The 18,043-nt window shown below is 68.3% G+C and carries 8 protein-coding genes; all 8 read right to left on the bottom strand.

The features are described from left to right. Positions 1 to 5: 5 nt before the first annotated feature. Positions 6 to 5,531 carry a class I SAM-dependent DNA methyltransferase gene (locus tag ABZ826_RS17635; protein ID WP_361448340.1) on the bottom strand — a complete coding sequence of 1,842 codons (5,526 nt, stop codon included), beginning with the start codon at positions 5,529 to 5,531 and terminating at the stop codon, positions 6 to 8. Position 5,532: 1 nt separating this feature from the next. Then, positions 5,533 to 8,565, bottom strand: a complete 3,033-nt coding sequence (locus tag ABZ826_RS17630; protein WP_361448406.1) for an SNF2-related protein — start codon at positions 8,563 to 8,565, stop codon at positions 5,533 to 5,535. A gap of 106 nt (positions 8,566 to 8,671) precedes the next feature. Continuing rightward, complete coding sequence (locus tag ABZ826_RS17625; RefSeq protein ID WP_361448337.1) at positions 8,672 to 9,790, bottom strand: serine/threonine-protein kinase; 1,119 nt, start codon at positions 9,788 to 9,790, stop codon at positions 8,672 to 8,674. Between the two features lie 668 nt (positions 9,791 to 10,458). Next, entirely contained in the window at positions 10,459 to 10,881 is a 423-nt protein-coding gene (locus tag ABZ826_RS17620; protein WP_361448334.1) for a hypothetical protein, read from the bottom strand. A 476-nt stretch (positions 10,882 to 11,357) separates the two neighbouring features. Further along, entirely contained in the window at positions 11,358 to 11,678 is a 321-nt protein-coding gene (locus tag ABZ826_RS17615) for a hypothetical protein (RefSeq protein ID WP_361448332.1), read from the bottom strand. Between the two features lie 18 nt (positions 11,679 to 11,696). After that, the gene (locus ABZ826_RS17610) at positions 11,697 to 16,373 is read right to left on the bottom strand and encodes a putative T7SS-secreted protein (protein WP_361448329.1); all 4,677 of its coding nucleotides are present in this window, start codon (positions 16,371 to 16,373) and stop codon (positions 11,697 to 11,699) included. Next, positions 16,373 to 17,020, bottom strand: coding sequence for a hypothetical protein (locus ABZ826_RS17605; protein ID WP_361448326.1), 648 nt, complete (start codon positions 17,018 to 17,020; stop codon positions 16,373 to 16,375). Before ABZ826_RS17605 ends, ABZ826_RS17610 begins: the two co-directional genes overlap by 1 nt. Beyond that, positions 17,017 to 17,526: an SseB family protein gene (locus ABZ826_RS17600; protein WP_361448323.1), complete on the bottom strand. Its 510-nt coding sequence runs from the start codon at positions 17,524 to 17,526 to the stop codon at positions 17,017 to 17,019. Before ABZ826_RS17600 ends, ABZ826_RS17605 begins: the two co-directional genes overlap by 4 nt. Positions 17,527 to 18,043 lie beyond the last annotated feature (517 nt).

Raw genomic sequence — 18,043 nt, 5'->3', positions numbered from 1 at the left:
GCCGTTCACCGGGCAGGCGGCGTCCACTTCCCCTTATCGATGGCTTCCTGCAGCCGTGCGGAGAAGTACGCGTGCGCCGCGCGCATCTCCTTCTCCCGGTCGGCCTTGTAGAAGGGGGCGGTGTAGCCCTCGGGGGGCTCGGGCCGCTCCTTCTTCTGGAAGGCAAGAAGGTGCTCGTAGTGCTCCTTGCTCTGGCCGTGACCATGGGCATACGGGTCCTTGGCCAACTGCCGCCCGCTGGCATCGAACCACATGTGCGACTCACGGTCCGCCAGGATCGCGTACCGCGCCTTGTGGATGGCGATGAGCTCGTCTGCGCTCATACCGAGCCACACCGCCACCAGGGCGTCGATCTCCACGAGGGCGGCTCGACGCTCGTACTCGGTGCGGAGGGGCGTGCCCCACTCCCAGTCCTCCGTAATCCCGCCGGCAAGCGGCGCAAGGCGAGGCCACTTCACGGCCCAGTCCTCATAACCGGGCCAGGTCATATCATGGAGCTCGGCCCAAAGTGGCGCATACGCCTTGGTTAGGCAGTTGAGTCGGAGGGTCCGCAAGAGCAAAGGAGCGGCGAGAGGGTGAGAGGGGTCGGCGTAGGGCATTGCCAGGGCCTCGGCAACGCGTAGGTGCGAACGGCCGGTAATGCGTAGTAGGTAGTCGAACGACAGTGACGCCCAGAAGCCCGCGTTCAGAGCGGTAGCCTGGTTGTCTGCCAGGGCCATTGAGTTGACGGCGTCCACATGTGCCGGGCCCGGCGAGATGAGCGCAGGAAACAGACTTCGCTCCGTGTTGAACGGGATCATGACGCGCCAGGCCAGACGGTAGAACGTCGTGTAGGGCTGGAAGAACCACAACCGCTGACGCAGCAGCTCGCGCTGTTCGCCCTCGTCCAATTTCAGCTCGTCCTCTGTCAGAACATCGCTGCGACTTGCCCACTCCTCGGCGCTCGGTTGCCAGTCGGCCTTAAGCCGAGATCGCTCCAACCAGCGGTCCTGTTCGCCTTCGTACCTCTTGAGCGAGCACGTCTCTGGGCGGACGTAGTTCGTTCGTGGCACGGCATCCGCGGCAAGGGCTGTCAGGTCGAAGCTCGTCCAGTCGTGATTGCCTCGGCACGGCACCTTCGGCTGTTTGCTGATCGGAGTAGCGATGCCGAAATGCGGACCTTGGAGAATCAGTCCTGACAGCGAGTCGGGCTGTGATGTGCCCCAAGCGATGAACCCGCCTTCTTTGCCCATCTTCTCGTGGTACCCGGCGCTTATCCTCGGCTCCTGCTGCCCAATCCTGCTCGCCACTGCGGACAGCGCTGTGATGGCCCCCTGCTCCTCCGTCGTAACAGGCTGGAGCAGCGCAGCTTGCCGAACAGACCCATCCGTGTCCCCAGTCAGTTTCTGCCACTCCGTCAGGGTGTCGTGATCCACTCGAATCACCCGTGCCGAATGGGGGCGAAGGTCCCATCCCCCGCCATGCTTCATCCCAGGAACTTCACCATCCCCGTCGTGAGTCAAGGACGCTACAACCGGCTCCACCCCGTACAACCGGCTCAGGTTGTCAAATCCAATGTGCTGCTGCGGTGTCCCGTAGATATGCACACCGAACTCGGTATTACGGCTGGCCTCGAACGCCCAGTTGCCCACATTCACGAACCCGGCGTGAAGCCTCAGACGCGGATAGGTCGCCCCACGAATCCGGCCATCCTTGGTTCCCCCGAGATGCGTGTCCGGGTGTACCAGTCCAGCCATACCCTCCGAGCCCAGGTTTGCCCACGCTCGACACATAAAGGCCCGGTACAAGTCCGGCTGCGTCCCCGTGAGTATCGGGTAGGTGACGGGCGACCCCAGCCACTCCGCCATAGCCGCGTTCGATGCCAGTTCCCCGAGGAAATAGCGTGACGCACCTGCCTGATCCAGCACCGCCGCCTTGCGCTCGCGCCAGACCGCGACACTCGGCTTCTCTTCAAGCTTGAACCATGGCTCCAGCTCCGCCAGAACCGTGTCTTCCTCCCACCTCGGCCGCACCCAAGGCGGGTTCCCCACCTGAAGGTCGAACCCACCCCCCGCCCCCCGGAACACGTGCGCGAAGTGCAGCTCCCAGTGGAAGAAGCCGTGGCCGTCCTCCGCCTTTATGTCCTTCTCCGTCGTGCCGGCGATGTCCTCGACCGTGTTCAGCCACGGGTAGCGGAACGGCAACCGCGCCGGGGTGTCCATGCCGAGGAGGCCCTCCAGACGGTCCTCCACATCGCTCAGCAGTTCCAGCGCATCGTCCGGGGCCAGGTCCTCGATGCCCGCGAGGTACGAGCCCTCGGGCAGGTCCTCCTTACCCAGGACCGACTCCAGGAAGTCGAGCCAGTCGGCGAATGTCACCAGAGGGATGCACGCGCGCCGCTGGTCCTTGACCTGGGCCCGGCGGCCCGACGAGCCCCGCTTCGACCCGGTCGCCAGCCCGGCGCCCGCGCCCAGTTCCTCCTGCTCGCCGTCCGGGTCGTCGAACAGCCCGGTCGCCTGCCACAGCTGGTCCCCAGGAGCGGGGCCGGTCGGCTCAGTAACAACCACCGCGCGCGCACCGCCCATCAGCCCCGCCACCGACGACTCGTCGACGAGCGCGCCCCCCGTCCCGTACACCGGCGCCGTGCCGTCGAGTTCGCCGGTCTTGTCCAGCGGCCAGAACCACAGCGCGCACCACGCGTCCATCACGGTCTTCAGCCGCCAGTACGGCGTTCCGTGGCGCGTCAGGTCGTCCAGGACCTTCTGTTTGTCCGCCGACTCCGACGACTGCTCCAGCCAGTCCGCGCCCCACACGTCGATGCGGCGGGCGATCGTCCGCTCGGAGAGTTCCAGCCGGGTGGCGACCAGGGACCACAGGAACTCGGCGCGGCGGGCCACGCCCTGCAGTCGGCCCAGCTCGGTCTTCTCCGCAGCTTTACTCCACCGGTCGTAGCGCTTCTGCCGTGCCTCGTGGGTCTCCTCGCCGCGCTCCTGGAACGGCTTTGGCCCCTTCGGGGCCTTCTGCACGCCCTTGCGCCACTTGCCGAGCGCCTTCGCCGCGTCCTCCGCGAGCTTCTTCGCCTCCGCCTCGCCGGCGACCGCGCCCCAGCCGATCGCGGGCAGCAGGAACTGGTGCACCGCGCCCTCGGGCAGCGGGCCGTCCCGGAACGGCAGGTCGGTCGGCGGCAGGGTGTTCTTCTTCGCGAGCCACTGGCCGTCCGTCAGGACGTCGGCCTGGTAGACCTTGCGGCCCGCGCCGATGAGCGAGTTGCCGCGCCGCAGGTGCAGGCCGAACCACGGGGCCCGCATGCCCGGGTGCATGGAGTTGAGCCACAGCGAGACCTCGGCCAGCTCCACCGCCGTGGCGTTGAGGTCGACTCCGTAGGCGTTGTGCAGGGCGATGTACGCCTTGGCCTTCTGGAGCTCGATCTGCCGCAGTTCGGGATCGATGCGTCGGCCCAGCTCGTGTTCGCGCCGCCTCAGGTACTCGGCGGCCACCTGGTCGATGGCCTCGTTGAGGAACGCGCCCGAGCCGAGAGCCGGCTCGCAGATCTTCCACTCCAGGAGTTCCCTGGCCGGCGTCGTGGTGTCGTGCTGGTCCAGGCGGTGCTTGAGGGCCAGTTCGACCGTGACCTCGGTCAGTGACTTCGGCGTGTAGTACGAGGCGGAGGTCTGGCGGTCGCGGCCGGCCAGGCGGTAGACGAACGTGTCCTTCGGGTGGACCACCCGCTCCGGACGGCCGGTCTCGGCGTTGGTCCGCTGGACGAAGACGTCGTCCCGGTAGTCCTGGACGCGGGAGGCGGGGATCATCCAGCTGCCGCCCGAGGGGTCGCCGCCCTTGGCGACCTCGTACAGCTCCTCCTCGGCGATGAACCCGGTGTACGACATCAGGCCCTCGTACACCGCGCCGAGCTGGTTGATGCCGAGCTGGGCGTAGGAGATGAACCCGCCGCGCTCCCTGCCCCGGCCCTTCGTGAGCATCAGGCGGCGCAGCACCTTGTGCAGTGTCTCGTTGCGCAGCCGGGTGTCCAGGAACGGGCGACGGCGCTCGCCCTCGCCGCCCCGGTACGCCGGGTTCTCGATCTGGTCGTCCGAGATGAGGCGGACGGCCTCCTTGGTGAAGAGTTCGGAGCGCAGGGCCTCGAAGCGCAGTCCCGCGCTGGTGCTGCGGGCGGCGGCGCGACGGGCCCGGTCGGCCTCGCGGACGCGTTCGGTGTGCTCGGCCCGGGTGATCGTGCCGGCGGCGAGGAGTTCGGCCGCCTCCTGTTCGGCCCGGGCGGCCTCGCGGGCGGCGGCCTCGGCCACCAGGTCCTCGGGTTCGGTGCCGTAGCGGCGGTGGCCGTTCTCGACCTTGTCGAAGAGCAGGTCCAGCGACTCGTACAGGTGGAAGCCGCGCCGGGAGCGCTCGCCGACGAGGTCGCGCAGGACGAGGTCGCCGAGGCGCTGGAGGCCGTAGCCCTGCTCGTACTCGGGGTAGTCGGAGGGCAGGATGCCGAGGGTGGGACTGGCCTCGGCGTACAGCAGGAACAGGATCCGGTACAGGTAGCGAAGCGACTCCCGGCTGAGCTCCTTGGCCAGGCGGGCCGGGTCGTCGAGTTCGGCCGGGGTGATGCCGTTCTGCGGTTCGCGCAGGCGGTCCAGGACTTCGTTGGCGATCCACTCGACGCTCAGGCGCAGGCCCTCGCGCAGTTCGGTGGAGACTCCGACGGCGTGCTTGCCGGACTTGTCGAGGAAGGCGGCGAGCGGCGCGGTGCCGCCCTCGGTGGGGACGCGCAGCGAGTCGGCGCCGAACAGGGCGGCCACGGTGTCGAGTTCGCCGCCGTGGCGGTCGTCGCGGCGGTTGAGTGCCGCATCGAGGTCGGCGGCCAGGTAGCGGCCCTCGTGCCAGGCGAGGCGGTCGGCGAGGACGATGACGCCGCCGACGAGCAGCAGGACATAGCGCGGGGGTGTGTCGCAGGCGAAGAGGAAGTCGGTGAGGGCCTTGGCGTCGTCGAGTGTCGCCGAGGCCTCCAGGGCGACGGGGTGGAGCAGGCGGCCGGCGCCGTCCGGGTCGAGAGCGGCGTCGGGTTCGGTGGTCCAGCCGCAGGAGACGGCGTACAGGCCGGGTTCGGCATGGGCGACCTGGACGGTGTATTCGTGGTCGGAGCGGTGGACGGTGACGGTCTGCTCGTGGGCGGCGGTGTAGCCGAGGGCGTGCAGGGTGTCCAGATGGACTTCGGTGCACCGCTTCTGCCAACCCTCGGGCTCGGGCGCATCGGGTTCGGCGAGCGCTTCCGCGTCCCCGGCGAGGGCGGCGCGGCCCGCGAAGTAGGGGCCGCGCAGGGCGCGCAGTCCCTCGCGGGGGGTGCGGGCACGCGGGGGTACGGAGGCGGGGTCGATCGCCTGACGCTTGGCCTCGGCGACGGCGTCGGCGTGGCGACGGCGTTCCTCCTCCTCGAAGGCTGCCCACCGGGCGAGGAGGCCGTCCTTGGCCTTGAGGTCCTTGGGGAGGACCTCGGCGAGATAGTGGGCCGAGAGGTAGTCGCCGTGGTTGACCAGCGAGTCGTACGTCACGTCAGTTCTCCGCCTGGGCGTCGGACGGGTGAGGATCGGAAGTGAACGGCTCGGCCATCGGGTCCGCGCCGTCCCCGGCGCCGGGGGCGTCCGGGTCGCCGGGGCGGTCAAGGACCGCCAGGACGCGCAGCAGCGGACGGCCGGTGGTGTGCAACTGGTCGAGCAGCCGGGCCAGTTCGTCGGCGGTCTCCTCGACGAGGCGTTCGCGGCGGCCGGTGATGCCGGGCAGCAGGGAGTCCGTACGCCACTGGGCGACATGGTCGCGGTAGGTGGCGAGCGGCTCGCTGATCTGTTTCTCCCAGGCGGCCCTTCCCGTCTCCAGGTGTGCGCGGGCGGCGGCGACGGCGGACGGCACGAGGGCCTGGAGCCGCTCCGGGTCGCGCGGTCCGCCGGTGCGGGCGAGCCTCGGGCCGACCTTCGCATCGCGCAGCGCGTCCGCCATGGGGCGCACCTCGGGTGTCCCGGTGCCGTCGGCGCCGAGCCCGGTCACGGCCATCCACCGCACCACGGTGGGGCGGCCGAGAGCGTTGGAGTGGATGCCCTGGACGAGGAACACTGGCCCCTCGACGTGAGGTGTGGTGATGACCGGGGCCTCCTGTCGGCCGAACTCGACGAGGACCTTGTCCGTCAGCCACTCCACCACCGGGTGGATGTCGGTGAGGAAGGAGACCTCCGGCCACATGGTGGTACTGCTGTCCCTGGCCTCGATGAGCTTGCGCTGCGCGAGGGTGCGGTCGAAGGTGACCAGCATCCGCTCCGCGACGCGCTGCTCCTTCAGGTAGGAGGGTGGCAGAGCCTTGAGGCGGTGCAGCAGGTCGGGGGCCAGGGCCGGGGAGAGCGAGAAGTACGCGCCACCCTTGGCGTCGGTGCCGGACGCCAGGCCGATCAGGTCCTGGGCCCGGTCCTCGTACACCTCGTCGAGAGCGGTGTCGACGAAGTCGGCCGTGTCCCCCTCGAAGAGGGAGATCAGCTCGGCGCGTGCGGGCAGTTCCTGCTCGGTGATCGTGCCCACCTGGCCGAAGAGGTCGGCGAGGGCGGTGTCCTCGGCCGGGGCGGACTCCAGGAAGTCCTCGACGGTGCCGCCGCGGACCAGTTCCCTGATGAGCCGGCGCTCCTCCTCCTCGGCCCGGTAGAGACCGGACACGGCCTCGGCCGTCCCGTCCAGCTTGTGCGCCTCCTCCTCCCGCAGGAGCAGCTTCTCGGCGACCGTGCGGTCGTCCTTGGCACCGGGGATCGCAGAGGTGAGGATCAGGGCACGGAACTGGGGCTCGTGCTTCTGCCCGTACCGGTCGATACGGCCGTTTCGCTGCTCGATGCGGATCAGCGACCACGGGATGTCGTAGTGGATCAGGTGGTGGCACTGTCGGTGCAGGTTGACGCCCTCGGAGGCGACGTCGCCTGTGAACAGCAGCCGGACCGGGTTGTCGGCCAGGCCGAACGCCTCCAGGACCTTGGCCTGCTCGTCGTCGCTGAGGCCGCCGTGCATGACCGTGACGGCCTTCGCAGTGCCGTCGGCCCCGACCGGGAAGCCGAGGCGGGCCGGGACGACCTCGGCCAGCCAGGTGAGGGTGCGGACGCGTTCGGAGAAGACCACGGCCCGGGTCGCGGACCGGGGGCCCACACCGATGTCCTTCAACTGCTCGACAAGTGCGTCGAGTTTGGCGGAATCACCGGGTGCGGTGCCGTCGCCCATGCCCGCGACGATCTCCCGCAGCCGGGCCAGGGCAGCCTGCTCCGGGGCGATGGCCGGGTCGGGCCGCAACCCCTTCTCCCCGGCCTTGCGGACCCGCTCGCCGAGCGTGGCGACACGGTTGTCGACCGTCTCGCCGAGGGCGACATGGGAGGACAGGAACGTCTTGAGCAGGTTGTAGGCGAAGAGCTGCTCGGTGGCGACCGAGGTGCGGTCCTGGTCGGCCGTGCCGAACTCCGTACTCGCCTGTGGGGCGGGGAGCCAGTGCTCGGCGATCTCGGCGAAGATCCGTTCCTCCGCCTCACCGGCGGCGCAGTGGAGGGAGACGGTGGGGCCGCGGTCGGGCCACTCGGTGCCCATCTCGTCCCGGACCTCGGGGCTGATCTTGGTCCGCCGGATGTAGAGGTGGCCGAGATCCTCGGCCGGGTCGTAGTGGTCGGGGTCGGCGATGGCGGCCGGGTCGAGGAGCGAGATCAGGTCGGCGAAGGAGCGCTTGTCGCCGTTGTGCGGGGTGGCGCTGGCGAGCAGCAGGGCGTCCGTGCGCGGGGCGAGGATCTCGGCGAGGGCGCGCCGCTGGCTGCCGGGGTTGATCAGGTTGTGCGACTCGTCGATGACGACGGCGTCCCAGCGGATGCGCTCCAGGTGGTGCCGGTACTGGCCGATGTTCTTGAGCGTGTCGACGGAAATGATCACGCGCTTGTAGTGCGTGAACGGGTTCCGGCCGGCCGGGATCTCGCGCTGGATGCGCTGGATGCCGAGGGAGTCGAGCCGCACGAGCGGGATCGAGAAGCGGGTCCACAGCTCGTGCTGGAACTGTTCCAGGATGCTCTGCGGGGTCACGATCAGGAGGCGCTCGCCCCGGCCGCGGCGGATGAGCTCCGCGAGGGTCAGGCCGATCTCGAGCGTCTTGCCGAGGCCCACGACGTCGGCGATCAGGACCCGGGGCCGGAGGTTGCGCAGGGACAGGGCGAGCTCGGCGGGGCGCTGCTGGTAGACGAGCGGGTCGAGCAGGAAGCGGTCGGCCAGGGCGAGGCCCCGCTCGGACTGGGGCAGCGGCGTCTTGCGCAGAATCGCTTCGAGGAAGAGGCGGCTGCGCCGGAAGTACGAGGACGTGTCGGGGACCAGACGGGTCTTCTCCGGGTCGAGCAGGTCCACGCGGTCGATCCCGCTGAAGAAGACGGCCTCCTCGTCGCGGACGAACTCCGAGACACCGACCGCATCGATCCGCTCGCCGTCGTGATCGGTCGGGGCGGTGTTGCGGACCAGCCATTCCTCGTCGCGTACGAGGATCTGCGCCCCTGGCGGGAACCGGGTCTCCCTCGGCTTCGCCCCCTGGTCGGTCACCCGTCGTCCCTCCGTCGTCGCCTGCGTCGTGCGGCCCAGCGACGCCAAGTCTGTCACGTGGTGCAAGGGCGGTCGGCCGTACTTCCGAGAGGGGCGACGCCACAGCTCAGAAGCGTGCCTCCCGGGCATAGGCGGCACGGATCCGCTCGGCGATCCGCAGAGGCGCCGCGGGGCGGACGGCGGTGGCCGCGCGGCCTCGGGGCAGGACTCCGCCACGCCCGGGGACTGCCCCCGTCGGTACAGCGGGGACGGCGTCTTCGAGTTCTTCGCCGGGCTCTGTACCGACGCCGAGCCGCTCGGCCCCGGTCGGCTCCGGTGCGCCGGTCTCCTCGTCGTCCTCGGCCGCTGCCGCGTCGACGACGGTGGGCGTGTAGGCCGCGTCTCCGCTGCCGGGTTCGAAAGCGGGTGGGGGCAGTTGCGGCACCACGATCTCGGGGGTCAGGTCGGCGAGCCGGCGCTTGGCCTGGAGGGCGGTCAGGCCCAGACCATGGATAACCTGCACAAGCCTCTCGATGACCTGCGGCAGCGTCGGCCGGGCCGCAGGGTCCGGCGCCAGCATGTCCGTGACCAGGCCCTCCAGTTCCGGGGGCAGGCCGGTCAGGTCGGGCGGCGTCGCGGGGTCCTCGATCTTCAGCGCGACGGCCTGCCAGGTCGGCCCTTCGTACGGGTAGTGTCCGGTCGCGGCGAACAACAGCACCGCACCCAGCGCGTAGACGTCGGCCGGCCGGTCCAGCTGATGCTCGCCCCGGGCCTGCTCCGGCGGCATGCACAACACGCTGCCGACGACGAAGCCGGTCGCCGTCAGCATGGTGCGACGCTCGGCGAGCACGGCGAGGCCGAAGTCGATCACTTTGGGACCGTACTCGGACAGCAGGATGTTCTGCGGCTTCAGGTCACGGTGTAGCAGCCCCGCATCGTGAACCGTGCCGAGGCCCTCGGCCAGCAGCGCCCCGAGACTGGCGGTCTCGACGAGAGGGAGGGGGCCGTGCCCGGCGACGTAGGTGCGCAGGTCCGGGCCGGGGACATATTCCACGGCGAGCCAGGGCTGCTCCGCGGCCGCGTCGGCGCCCACGAAGCCCGCGACGAACGGCCCGTACACGGTGCGCATGCTGTCCACTTCGGACAGGAACCGGGCACGGGTGTCCTCGTCGAGTACGGAGGCCTTGATGACCTTCACAGCGGCCTGATGACCGGCCGCGGATTCGCCGAGAAACACTTGGCCCATACCGCCGGCCCCGATCCGGCAAACGAGCGCAAAGCCCCCGATCGACTTCGGGTCGTCGTCCCTAAGTGGTTCCACGGCGCTACGCCTCCCCCTGTATGGCTTGCAGCCACTGCCCTGGACTGCGGGCAGCCCCGGACCGGAGTCAGTCTATGCAAGCCCGCACTTCCCCTGTGCCGCCTCTTCGGCGGGTGCCCGCGCGACCGGAGCAGCGGGCGAGGGTCGCGACTTGAGCGCACGGTGACCACCTGACCACCGTGCGGACGGCCCTCCGAGAGTGTGGGCCGGCCGCCGGGGCGGACGATGCTGCGGCGCGTCTCGAGCGGGCGTCAATTGAGCGTCAAGAATTCTCAGCGATGCCACGACACTCGTGCCGCCGAGACCGCGCCCTGTTACAAGACCGCAGGTCAGGACATCTACGGTGGGCGCTGTCCGCTCGACCCGTTACACGGAGGAAAACAGGTCGAGCGAACCACCCGGGCCACAAAACCCCAGGTCAGACACCCTTTGCGGCAGGCTCAAGGATCGCGACGCACTCCACGTGATGCGTCATCGGAATCACGTCATCGGAAGCGGCATGCAGAGAACCAGCAGGTCAGACGTGGTTTCACGCTCACGAGGAGCGGCTTCCATGCGCCCGGAGCGTCAAACGAGCGTCACGGCCAGATGGGTCAGCCCTGCTCGCCGGCTGTCGGCGGCAGACCCGCACGCCGCTGGGGCAGGGACGGTAGACGTGCGGAAGCACCGGTCGGCGGGCGCCACCCACCGTCGAAGCGTTCCCGCACCGCAAAGTCGTCGAGCAGTCGACGCGAGTAGCCGGGGGCGGTGCGCACGGACATGTCCTGGTGACGCAGCGGTTCGCCGCACGTACGGGTCCTGGGGCTGTGCCCGCTGGAATACACCCACTCGGCCGCTTCGACCTCGCAGGCGTCAACGATGTCGCGGAAGAAGACGAGGACCTCGAACCCGACTTCGGCAAGGAGCCTGGTGACCTCGGCCCATCCCGCGCCGCCGTCCCTCCTGACCCACCACCCATCGTCGTCCTCGACGCCGTCTGCCGCGGCGTCGACCCGCAGCACTCCAGCCACACCCACGGCGGCTGGCCCTGGCTTGCGCACCTGTTCGCCGAGCCGGCCAACCCGAGGTCCCCAGCCTGGGGCTGTTCGGCGACACACAGTTGTACGTGAGCCGGAGCGCGGGTATCTGGGCCCATCAGTACGCGGAGGCGCGCCTTCCGACACCGCCGTCGGACGACTCGCCTCGAATGAGCTGGAAAACAAGAACGAGACGAGGGCAGCGGCCCCCAGTGGTGTCGACAACCCGACATCCTTGCTCCCGGAACTCATCGAGTTGGGGGCCATGACGCGGCGCACCGACACTGCGATCGACCTGCCCGACGTCTACCGCCTGGCCTTCGAGATCAGACGCGCAGCGGCTCAGCGGAGACGTACCGTGAGGCGTGGTGAGTTCCTTGCGCCATACGGTCTTATCATCCCAGCTCGGCAGGCATCCCTCTGCGTCAGCCCCTCCCACGGCCCATCACCGACCAGCGGATCCAGGCTCAGTCTGCTCAGCCTTCAAGCAAGTCGGTGACGTATTCGCGGAGTTCAGGTGGCAGCTCCCCGAGTCGGATTTCCCGCAGTTGTGAGACATGGTCAGGGCCGACATGGCCGGTTGACATCAATTCGAGGATGGCGTGGAGTTCAGCCTCCAGGGCCGAGTTCTCCTTCTCGGAGGCCGCAGCCGCCGACAGCAGCGTTGCCAACGCGGAAGCCTGAGCAGGTGAATAGGCGCTCAACCGATCGGTGCATTCGTCGGCCGCACGTTCACGCACCCCCGATGTTGCATCCAGGACCTTGCGCGCCATGTCGATAAATTCACGGGATTCCATGTACTCAACCTATTTGGATCAATACGGCAGTGGGTACTGGCTCGGCCAGGGGACATGTGTACTGTTGGCTGCATCCGGATTGTGATGCGGACTGTTCGGGTTGTGGACTTGCCGATGGTACAAGTTCCCTGCCTCGTCCTGGTATTTGCCGCCGATCGAGATACGGTAGACGTCCCCGTTCGCTGCGTTCGAGCCCGCCGGGGCGGTTCCATCCTTGTCGTGCACCCGGAGTCGAACGGTATTTCCTGTCTCAGGGTCTTTCCACTTGTATTCGACTCCCTTTTGTGCGCCACCGTTGGAATCCGGTTTGAGTACTCGCATTTCGGCCTCATCAGGAACGATGTCGAGGGGATTATGATTCCTCAGGTCCCAGCCGCCGTCCTTGATACGAGGCGGACAGGGAGTCAGACCGAGCGGATCGACCCATGCATGTGGGTTGAGCACGTATGCGACGGGATTGGGCGAGGGCTCCAGGCCGAGCGGGTCCGAGGTCAGGTACCGGGCTGTCGCGGGGTCGTAGTGACGGAAGTAGTTGTAGTGCAAGCCCGTTTCGGGGTCGTAGTACTGCCCTGGGAAACGTAGCGGAGTGTAGGTGGTGCTGCTCGCGGCCCAGGTGGTCACGCCCCAGAGGGTGCTCCGCGTGCGCCACGCGATCCGGCCCTCGTCGTCGAGGAGTTCGCTGGGTGTGCCCGTCAGATCCGTGACGATGGCGAAGAAGCGCGAGTCGATCTCTTCCTGCGGGGCATCGGCGGCGGTGATGCGTTCTCTCTGAGCCAGGGGCTGCAGGCCCTGGTGGTCCCAGGTGAGGGTGACCGGGTGGGGCAGATCGGTGGACGTGGTGGTCTGCTCACACAGGGTCGTTTCGTCCCAGGTGAACACCACCCGTTCGACGATGGTTTCTCCGTCCTCCGCCAGGCGCAGTTTCGCGGTGCGGCGCCCCAGCGGGTCGTAGGTGTAGCGCCAGCGGGTGCCGTCTGGGGTGACAACCGAGGTGAGGCGGTCCTCGGCGTCCCATTCGTAGCGCCAGGTGTCCGGTTTGCGGGACAGGCGGGTCTTCTGCCGGAGGGTGATGCGGCCGAGGGCGTCGTGTTCGTAGCGGACATCGCCTGCACGGGTGATGCAGGTTCCGATGTAGGTGCGAGCGCCCACCGCCTCCTGGCCGGGGTGGTCCGGCGGCCAGGTCGCCTGAGTTTGGTTGTTCGCCTCGTCGTAGGCGTAGGTCTCGGTCCAGTTGGCTGCGTGGACCGCCGTCACCCGGCCGACCACGTCGAGGTCAAAGCGGCGAAAGCCGTTGAGGTGGTCGAGGATGCTGAGGAGGTGACCGTCAGCACGGTAGGTGTACGCGCGCTGCTGGACCAGGCTGCCGCCCACCCCCGCTACCGCCTGGGTGGTCAGGCGGCCCAGGGCATCGAAGGTGTGCTCCAGAGTCAGCGTCTCACCGATGCGGCGGGTCAGCTCGCGGCCGGCCTCGTCGTAGGCGAAGTCGATGGCCCAGCCGGAGGCCAGCATGCCGGTGCGGCGTCCAGCTGCGTCGTATGACCAGGTCGTCGCCGCGCTGGACGGTGTCCTGCGGCCCGTACGACGCCCCAACTCGTCGTAGCAGTAGGTCATCAGGCGGCCGTCGACCGTCTCCTCGCGCACCCGGCCGAATCGATCTCGCAGTACCGTCAGCGTGCTGCCGCTCGGTCCGGTGGCCTGCGCCACTTGGTCGGTCAGGTCGTAGGCGTAGGTGGTGACCTCACCAGCCGCGTCCTTGCGGACCACCTTGCCCAGCTCGTTGCGTTCGAGCCGCACAGTCTGGCCCAGGGCGTTGGTACGGGAGACCAGTCTGCCCGTGGCATCACGGGTGTAGGCCAGAGCGCGGCCGTCGAAGTCGGTCTCGGAGACCAGGTGCCCGGCCGCGTCGTACTTGTAACTCCACGTCAGGCCCTGAGTGTTGACAACCTTCGTCAGCCTCAGCTCGGTATCGTGCTCGAACTCGTGGCGCACCCCGTCCACCCCGGTGCGGGCGGCGAGCAGATCGAAGTGGGTGTACTCGAACCGGAAGACGCCACCCATAGGATCGGTGTGGCTGGTGCAGTTGCCCTCGCCGTCATACGTCCACGACTCGCTCGCGCCGTCCGGGGCTGTACGGCGGGACAGTCGGCCTTCCACCGTCCATTCCAGGTGGATCGTGGCACCGGTCGGATCGGTGATGGCGACGGGACAGCCGAAGGCGTCGCGTTCGTAGCGGGTCACCGCGCCCAGCGGGTCGGTGACCGCCGATGGCAGCCCGACCCGGTCGCAGACCATGTGGGTGGTATGGCCGAGCGGCTCGGTCACGACCGTCAGGTGTCCGGCCTCGTTGTACGTGAAGCGGGTGGTCATGCCAGCCGGATCGGTCACCGAGGTGCGGTTGCCGCGCTCGTCGTAGGTCTGTCGGGTGATCGTCCCGTCTGCGCCCTTCACGCGCACCGGTAGCCCGAGGGCGTTGTAGTCGGCGGTCAGTTCCCGCCCGTCCGGGCGGACTACCGAGGTAAGGCAGCCGTGCTCGTCGTACGTGGAGCGGCTGAGGTGTCCGAGCGGGTCCGTGACGGACAGCAGCCGGTGGAAGCGGTCGTACTCGAAGCGGGTGACGGCCCCCAAGGCGTCAATCTCGGCTACCACTTGGGAGCGGTCGTTGATCACATACCGCTTGGTGTGGCCGAGGCCGTCAGTCATGGACGTCATGCGCAGGCCGGTGTCGGGGTCGGTGTCGTCCCAAGTGAAGTGGGCTTCGAGGTGACCGTTGGTTCCGGTCTGGTACACGCAGCGGTCGTGTTCGTCGTAGACGTACTCGTACCGGCTGCCGTTGGTGTCCGTCCACGACGTGATGCGGCCCAGTTCGTCGCAGCCGAAGCGCAACGGCTTACCTGAGGAGTTGGTGACAGCGGTGAGGTGGCCGCCGGTGTAGCCGTAGCGGAGGATCTCCTGATCGGTGCCGTCCGGCGCGGCGCCCGCCAGGTGCAGGGCGGTGACCCTTCCGTCATTCGTGCTGAGCTTCAGGTGGTAGCCGCCGTGGTGCACGATCGCCGTCGGGGCACCCGTCTCGTCGTACTCGAAGGCGATCCATCGGCCGTTACGGTCGTCGATCTGAGCCAGGAGCGCCAGTTCCCCGCCCGCATGGTCGACGAAGTACCGGACCCTGCCGGTTTCCGGGTCGGTAACGGTGTAGCCGTCGTCCACCCGGTCCAGAGGCCAGCGCCGACCATGCGTGGGCATGACGGGAACGCCGGGCGCGGGATGAGGGTAGGCCAGCAGGCTGCCCTCGTCGCAGCTGAACACCACACCTTCCGCGTCGATCTCAAGGCGCTGGTCAACCGTGCTCGACCAGCCGGATCCGAACCAGCGGCCGGCTCGGTAGGAGGAGTCGAAGACGCGCTCGAAGACAAGGGGCAGCGATCCCGGCAGCACGATGTCCGTCTGCGGGAGCAGCATGCGCCCGGTCGCGACGTCGATCGGGTCTCCGGCGCACTTGACCTTGCTGCACTGCTGCCCGTTGGAGTCGGGGTTCCGTTCGTGGCCGTGCCGGTTCTTGCCCTTCGGGCGTTTGAGGAGGTCCTTCATCCCGGCCCGCAGGCCGCCCTTGATCAGGCCACCGCCCTTGGTACCGACCAACTCGGGAACGAGTCGGCCGATGAATTCGGAGGGGTCGCCCTTGGCCGAGTCCCAGGCGTTCTTCAACGTGCGGTCGGGGTTGGCAGCACTGGAGACCAGGCCGGCGAGCGTCATGTTGACCCCCTTGTAGTACTCGGCCGGGTGCGTCAGGTTGTAGGGGTCGGTCGGGTCGACCGAGCGGACGAAGTTGAGCAGTCCTGCGGTGCCTTTGATGACGCCGCCACCGAAGTGGGCGAGCTCGAAGCCCTGGCCAACTCCGTAGTCGACGACCTCCTGCTTCAACCGGTCCAGGCCCGTGGGTTCCTTCGGGGCATGCGCCATCGCAGCGGTGATCGCGCTCTTGGCCGCTTCGGCAGCTTCGTTACGCGCCTGCCGGGCGTGCTGCAGCATCTCCTGGGCATGCTGCCGCTTGGCCACGCCTGGATCGGAGAACTTCCCTGGGTGCGGGAGCGGGTGCTCGGTGTTGCGGACCGCGTTGTACGCCGCCGCCTTCTCCCGGAACGCGGCAGCAGCCGTCTCGTAGTCCTGCTTGCCCTCCTTGTACAGGGCGATCGCCTCACCGGCCTTGCCCTGCGCACTCGTGACCGTCCCGGCATACGTCTCCAACGCCTTCGCCGCGTCCTCGAACGCATCCGCCGCACGTAACCAGTCGGTCGGCAGCGTCTGGAACTTCTCCCGGAACGCGTCGGCGGCCACACCCTTCCAATGGCCCGAGTCGAGCTTCTTCATCCCGCCGCCGACGAGATCGAACGCCCGCTGGAAGTCCCGGAGGTTCTTCACCGTCGCGGCGATCTTCTCCGGCCTGCCATGGATCAGCTCGTCGGCTTCCTCGCTCTGTCCGAGCTGTTTCTCACCAACCTCCGCCCCGAGCGAGGACGCGGTCTCGTCCCCCCAGTCCTCGACCGCGTCCGCCCACTCATGGGCCCCGACCTTCTCCAGACCGGAGCCGACGAAATCGGTGCCCTTGTCGATCCCCTCGCCGACGATCTCCTTGCCCTTGTCGACCAGCTTGCCCGCACCGTCGTAAAGGTCCCCGCCGAGCTTCCCCCAGTCCACCATCAGCGACTCTCCCCCCACCGCGGCTGCTCAGCCTGACGAATCGTCTCCTGCGACGGATCAAGCTGCTCCTTCAGCCGCTCATCCACCGCCGCCCGCACCGCCGGGTCCACCAGCCCCGAGCGCTCCATCGAGTCGAGCGCGGCGTCCTCCACGTCGTAGGCGGTGTCCTTCCAGGTCTGCTTCACCTCGTCGTGGGCCTCGGCCATCGACTCCCAGCTGTAATCCGGGTTGTCGTAAGCGGACTGCTTGCTGATCGTGTCCCAGCTCATGGCCTTGACCTCGTCCTCGGACAGGTGCGGATTCCCGTTCAAAGAGTTCACGCCGACCTTGAACGAATCCTTGATGTACTGCTCCTGCTCCGCAAAGGAACCCGCCGACAACCCGACCCCCAGCGCGAAGCCGTTCCCCTTCTGCGTCAGGGCCCGTACACCCCACTCCCAGCGGTTGCAGAACGTCTCGAACTCCGACGTCAGCCCGCCATGCCCCAACTCCAGCCCCGACAAAGCGAGATCCGAGAACCCCCGGCCCGTCGACGCCTGGCCGATGAACCCGAGATCCTTCAACTCCGCATGCGCCAGATCGATCCCCTTCGCGATCGCAGCCAAAGCCTCCGGCGGCACCTGAAGATCAGGACTCTCCCCGCTCATCGCGTTCCCCCGAGATCCACCGCAACCGCATCCGGCACAATCCCCACAACCGGCGGAAACAACATCCCGCCGTCCTCGCCGCCCGCATCCAGCGCCACCCCCGCAGGCCCCGGCAACATCGGCACCATCACATCCAACAACCGCGCACCCAGCACGGTCCGGTACACCCACTCCCGCCCGGCATCCCCCCGGGCTTGCGCGAACCGGGCCAACGCCTCCTCATCCGAGAACGCACAGATCCAGCGAACCCCGTTCTGCTCCGCCGACCACAGATCCCCGAACTCATCCAGCGGCACCAACACCGCCGTACGCCGGAACTCACCCAGCAACACAGCAAACTCCTGCCGGGCCACCGCCGTCGGATCATGTTCCGACGCCATGGCAGGGACCGGCTCCAGAGCCACACCCGGTGTCGACCGCACCTCGGGAGCAGGCCAGTCGGCCAAGTCTGCGATCTTCGAACGCCGGACGGGCGGCTCTGCTATGTCATCCCCGTTATCGAGCACCTGCCGAATGCTGTCATGGCACGCTTCCCCGGAGCAACGAGCAAAAATGGCCAGCCAGTCATGACCCGGACCCGACCCAGCTCCACGCACGCCGGGATGGGCCCGTAAACGCCCCTGAGCAATGCTCCGCTGAGCCCCTCGGCTCGCATTCGCCACGAACCGGGCAGAAGGTGACGCGCCAGAGCCCCAGGATTACGTCCGGGCTGTTGTGGTCTTCCGGGGTCAGGCCGCTGGGGTCGGGCAGGATGGCGGGGGACTTCGGCGACGGCTTCATGCAAAGGCCGAAGATGCCCTTCGAGTTCCTCGGCGACGTCTACGACGCCATCACCGGCCAGAACGGCGGCGCAGGACGCCTTCGTCGACAAGTACCTCCCCGTCCGCCCCACCTACCGCCTCCACCAAGCCCACCCGACGCAAACGGCCACGAACCCGCTACGCAAACGAGCACGGCTCACCGACTGCCCGACCCGAAGCACATCAAGGGCACGGGGAACCGAGCAGCCCACCATGGCCCGTG

It is taken from the genome of Streptomyces sp. NPDC047515 (assembly GCF_040643055.1).
Lineage (GTDB): Bacteria > Actinomycetota > Actinomycetes > Streptomycetales > Streptomycetaceae > Streptomyces.
The sequence above is the reverse complement of the archived record's forward strand: the minus strand, read 5'-3'. Positions and strand labels throughout refer to the sequence as shown.

Bases quoted from the DNA above. Each gene is read 5' to 3' on its own strand.
- ABZ826_RS17625 (WP_361448337.1), bottom strand. From the start codon at position 9,790: ATGGGCCAAGTGTTTCTCGGCGAATCCGCGGCCGGTCATCAGGCCGCT.
- ABZ826_RS17615 (WP_361448332.1), bottom strand. From the start codon at position 11,678: ATGGAATCCCGTGAATTTATCGACATGGCGCGCAAGGTCCTGGATGCA.
- ABZ826_RS17610 (WP_361448329.1), bottom strand. From the start codon at position 16,373: ATGGTGGACTGGGGGAAGCTCGGCGGGGACCTTTACGACGGTGCGGGC.
- ABZ826_RS17605 (WP_361448326.1), bottom strand. From the start codon at position 17,020: ATGAGCGGGGAGAGTCCTGATCTTCAGGTGCCGCCGGAGGCTTTGGCT.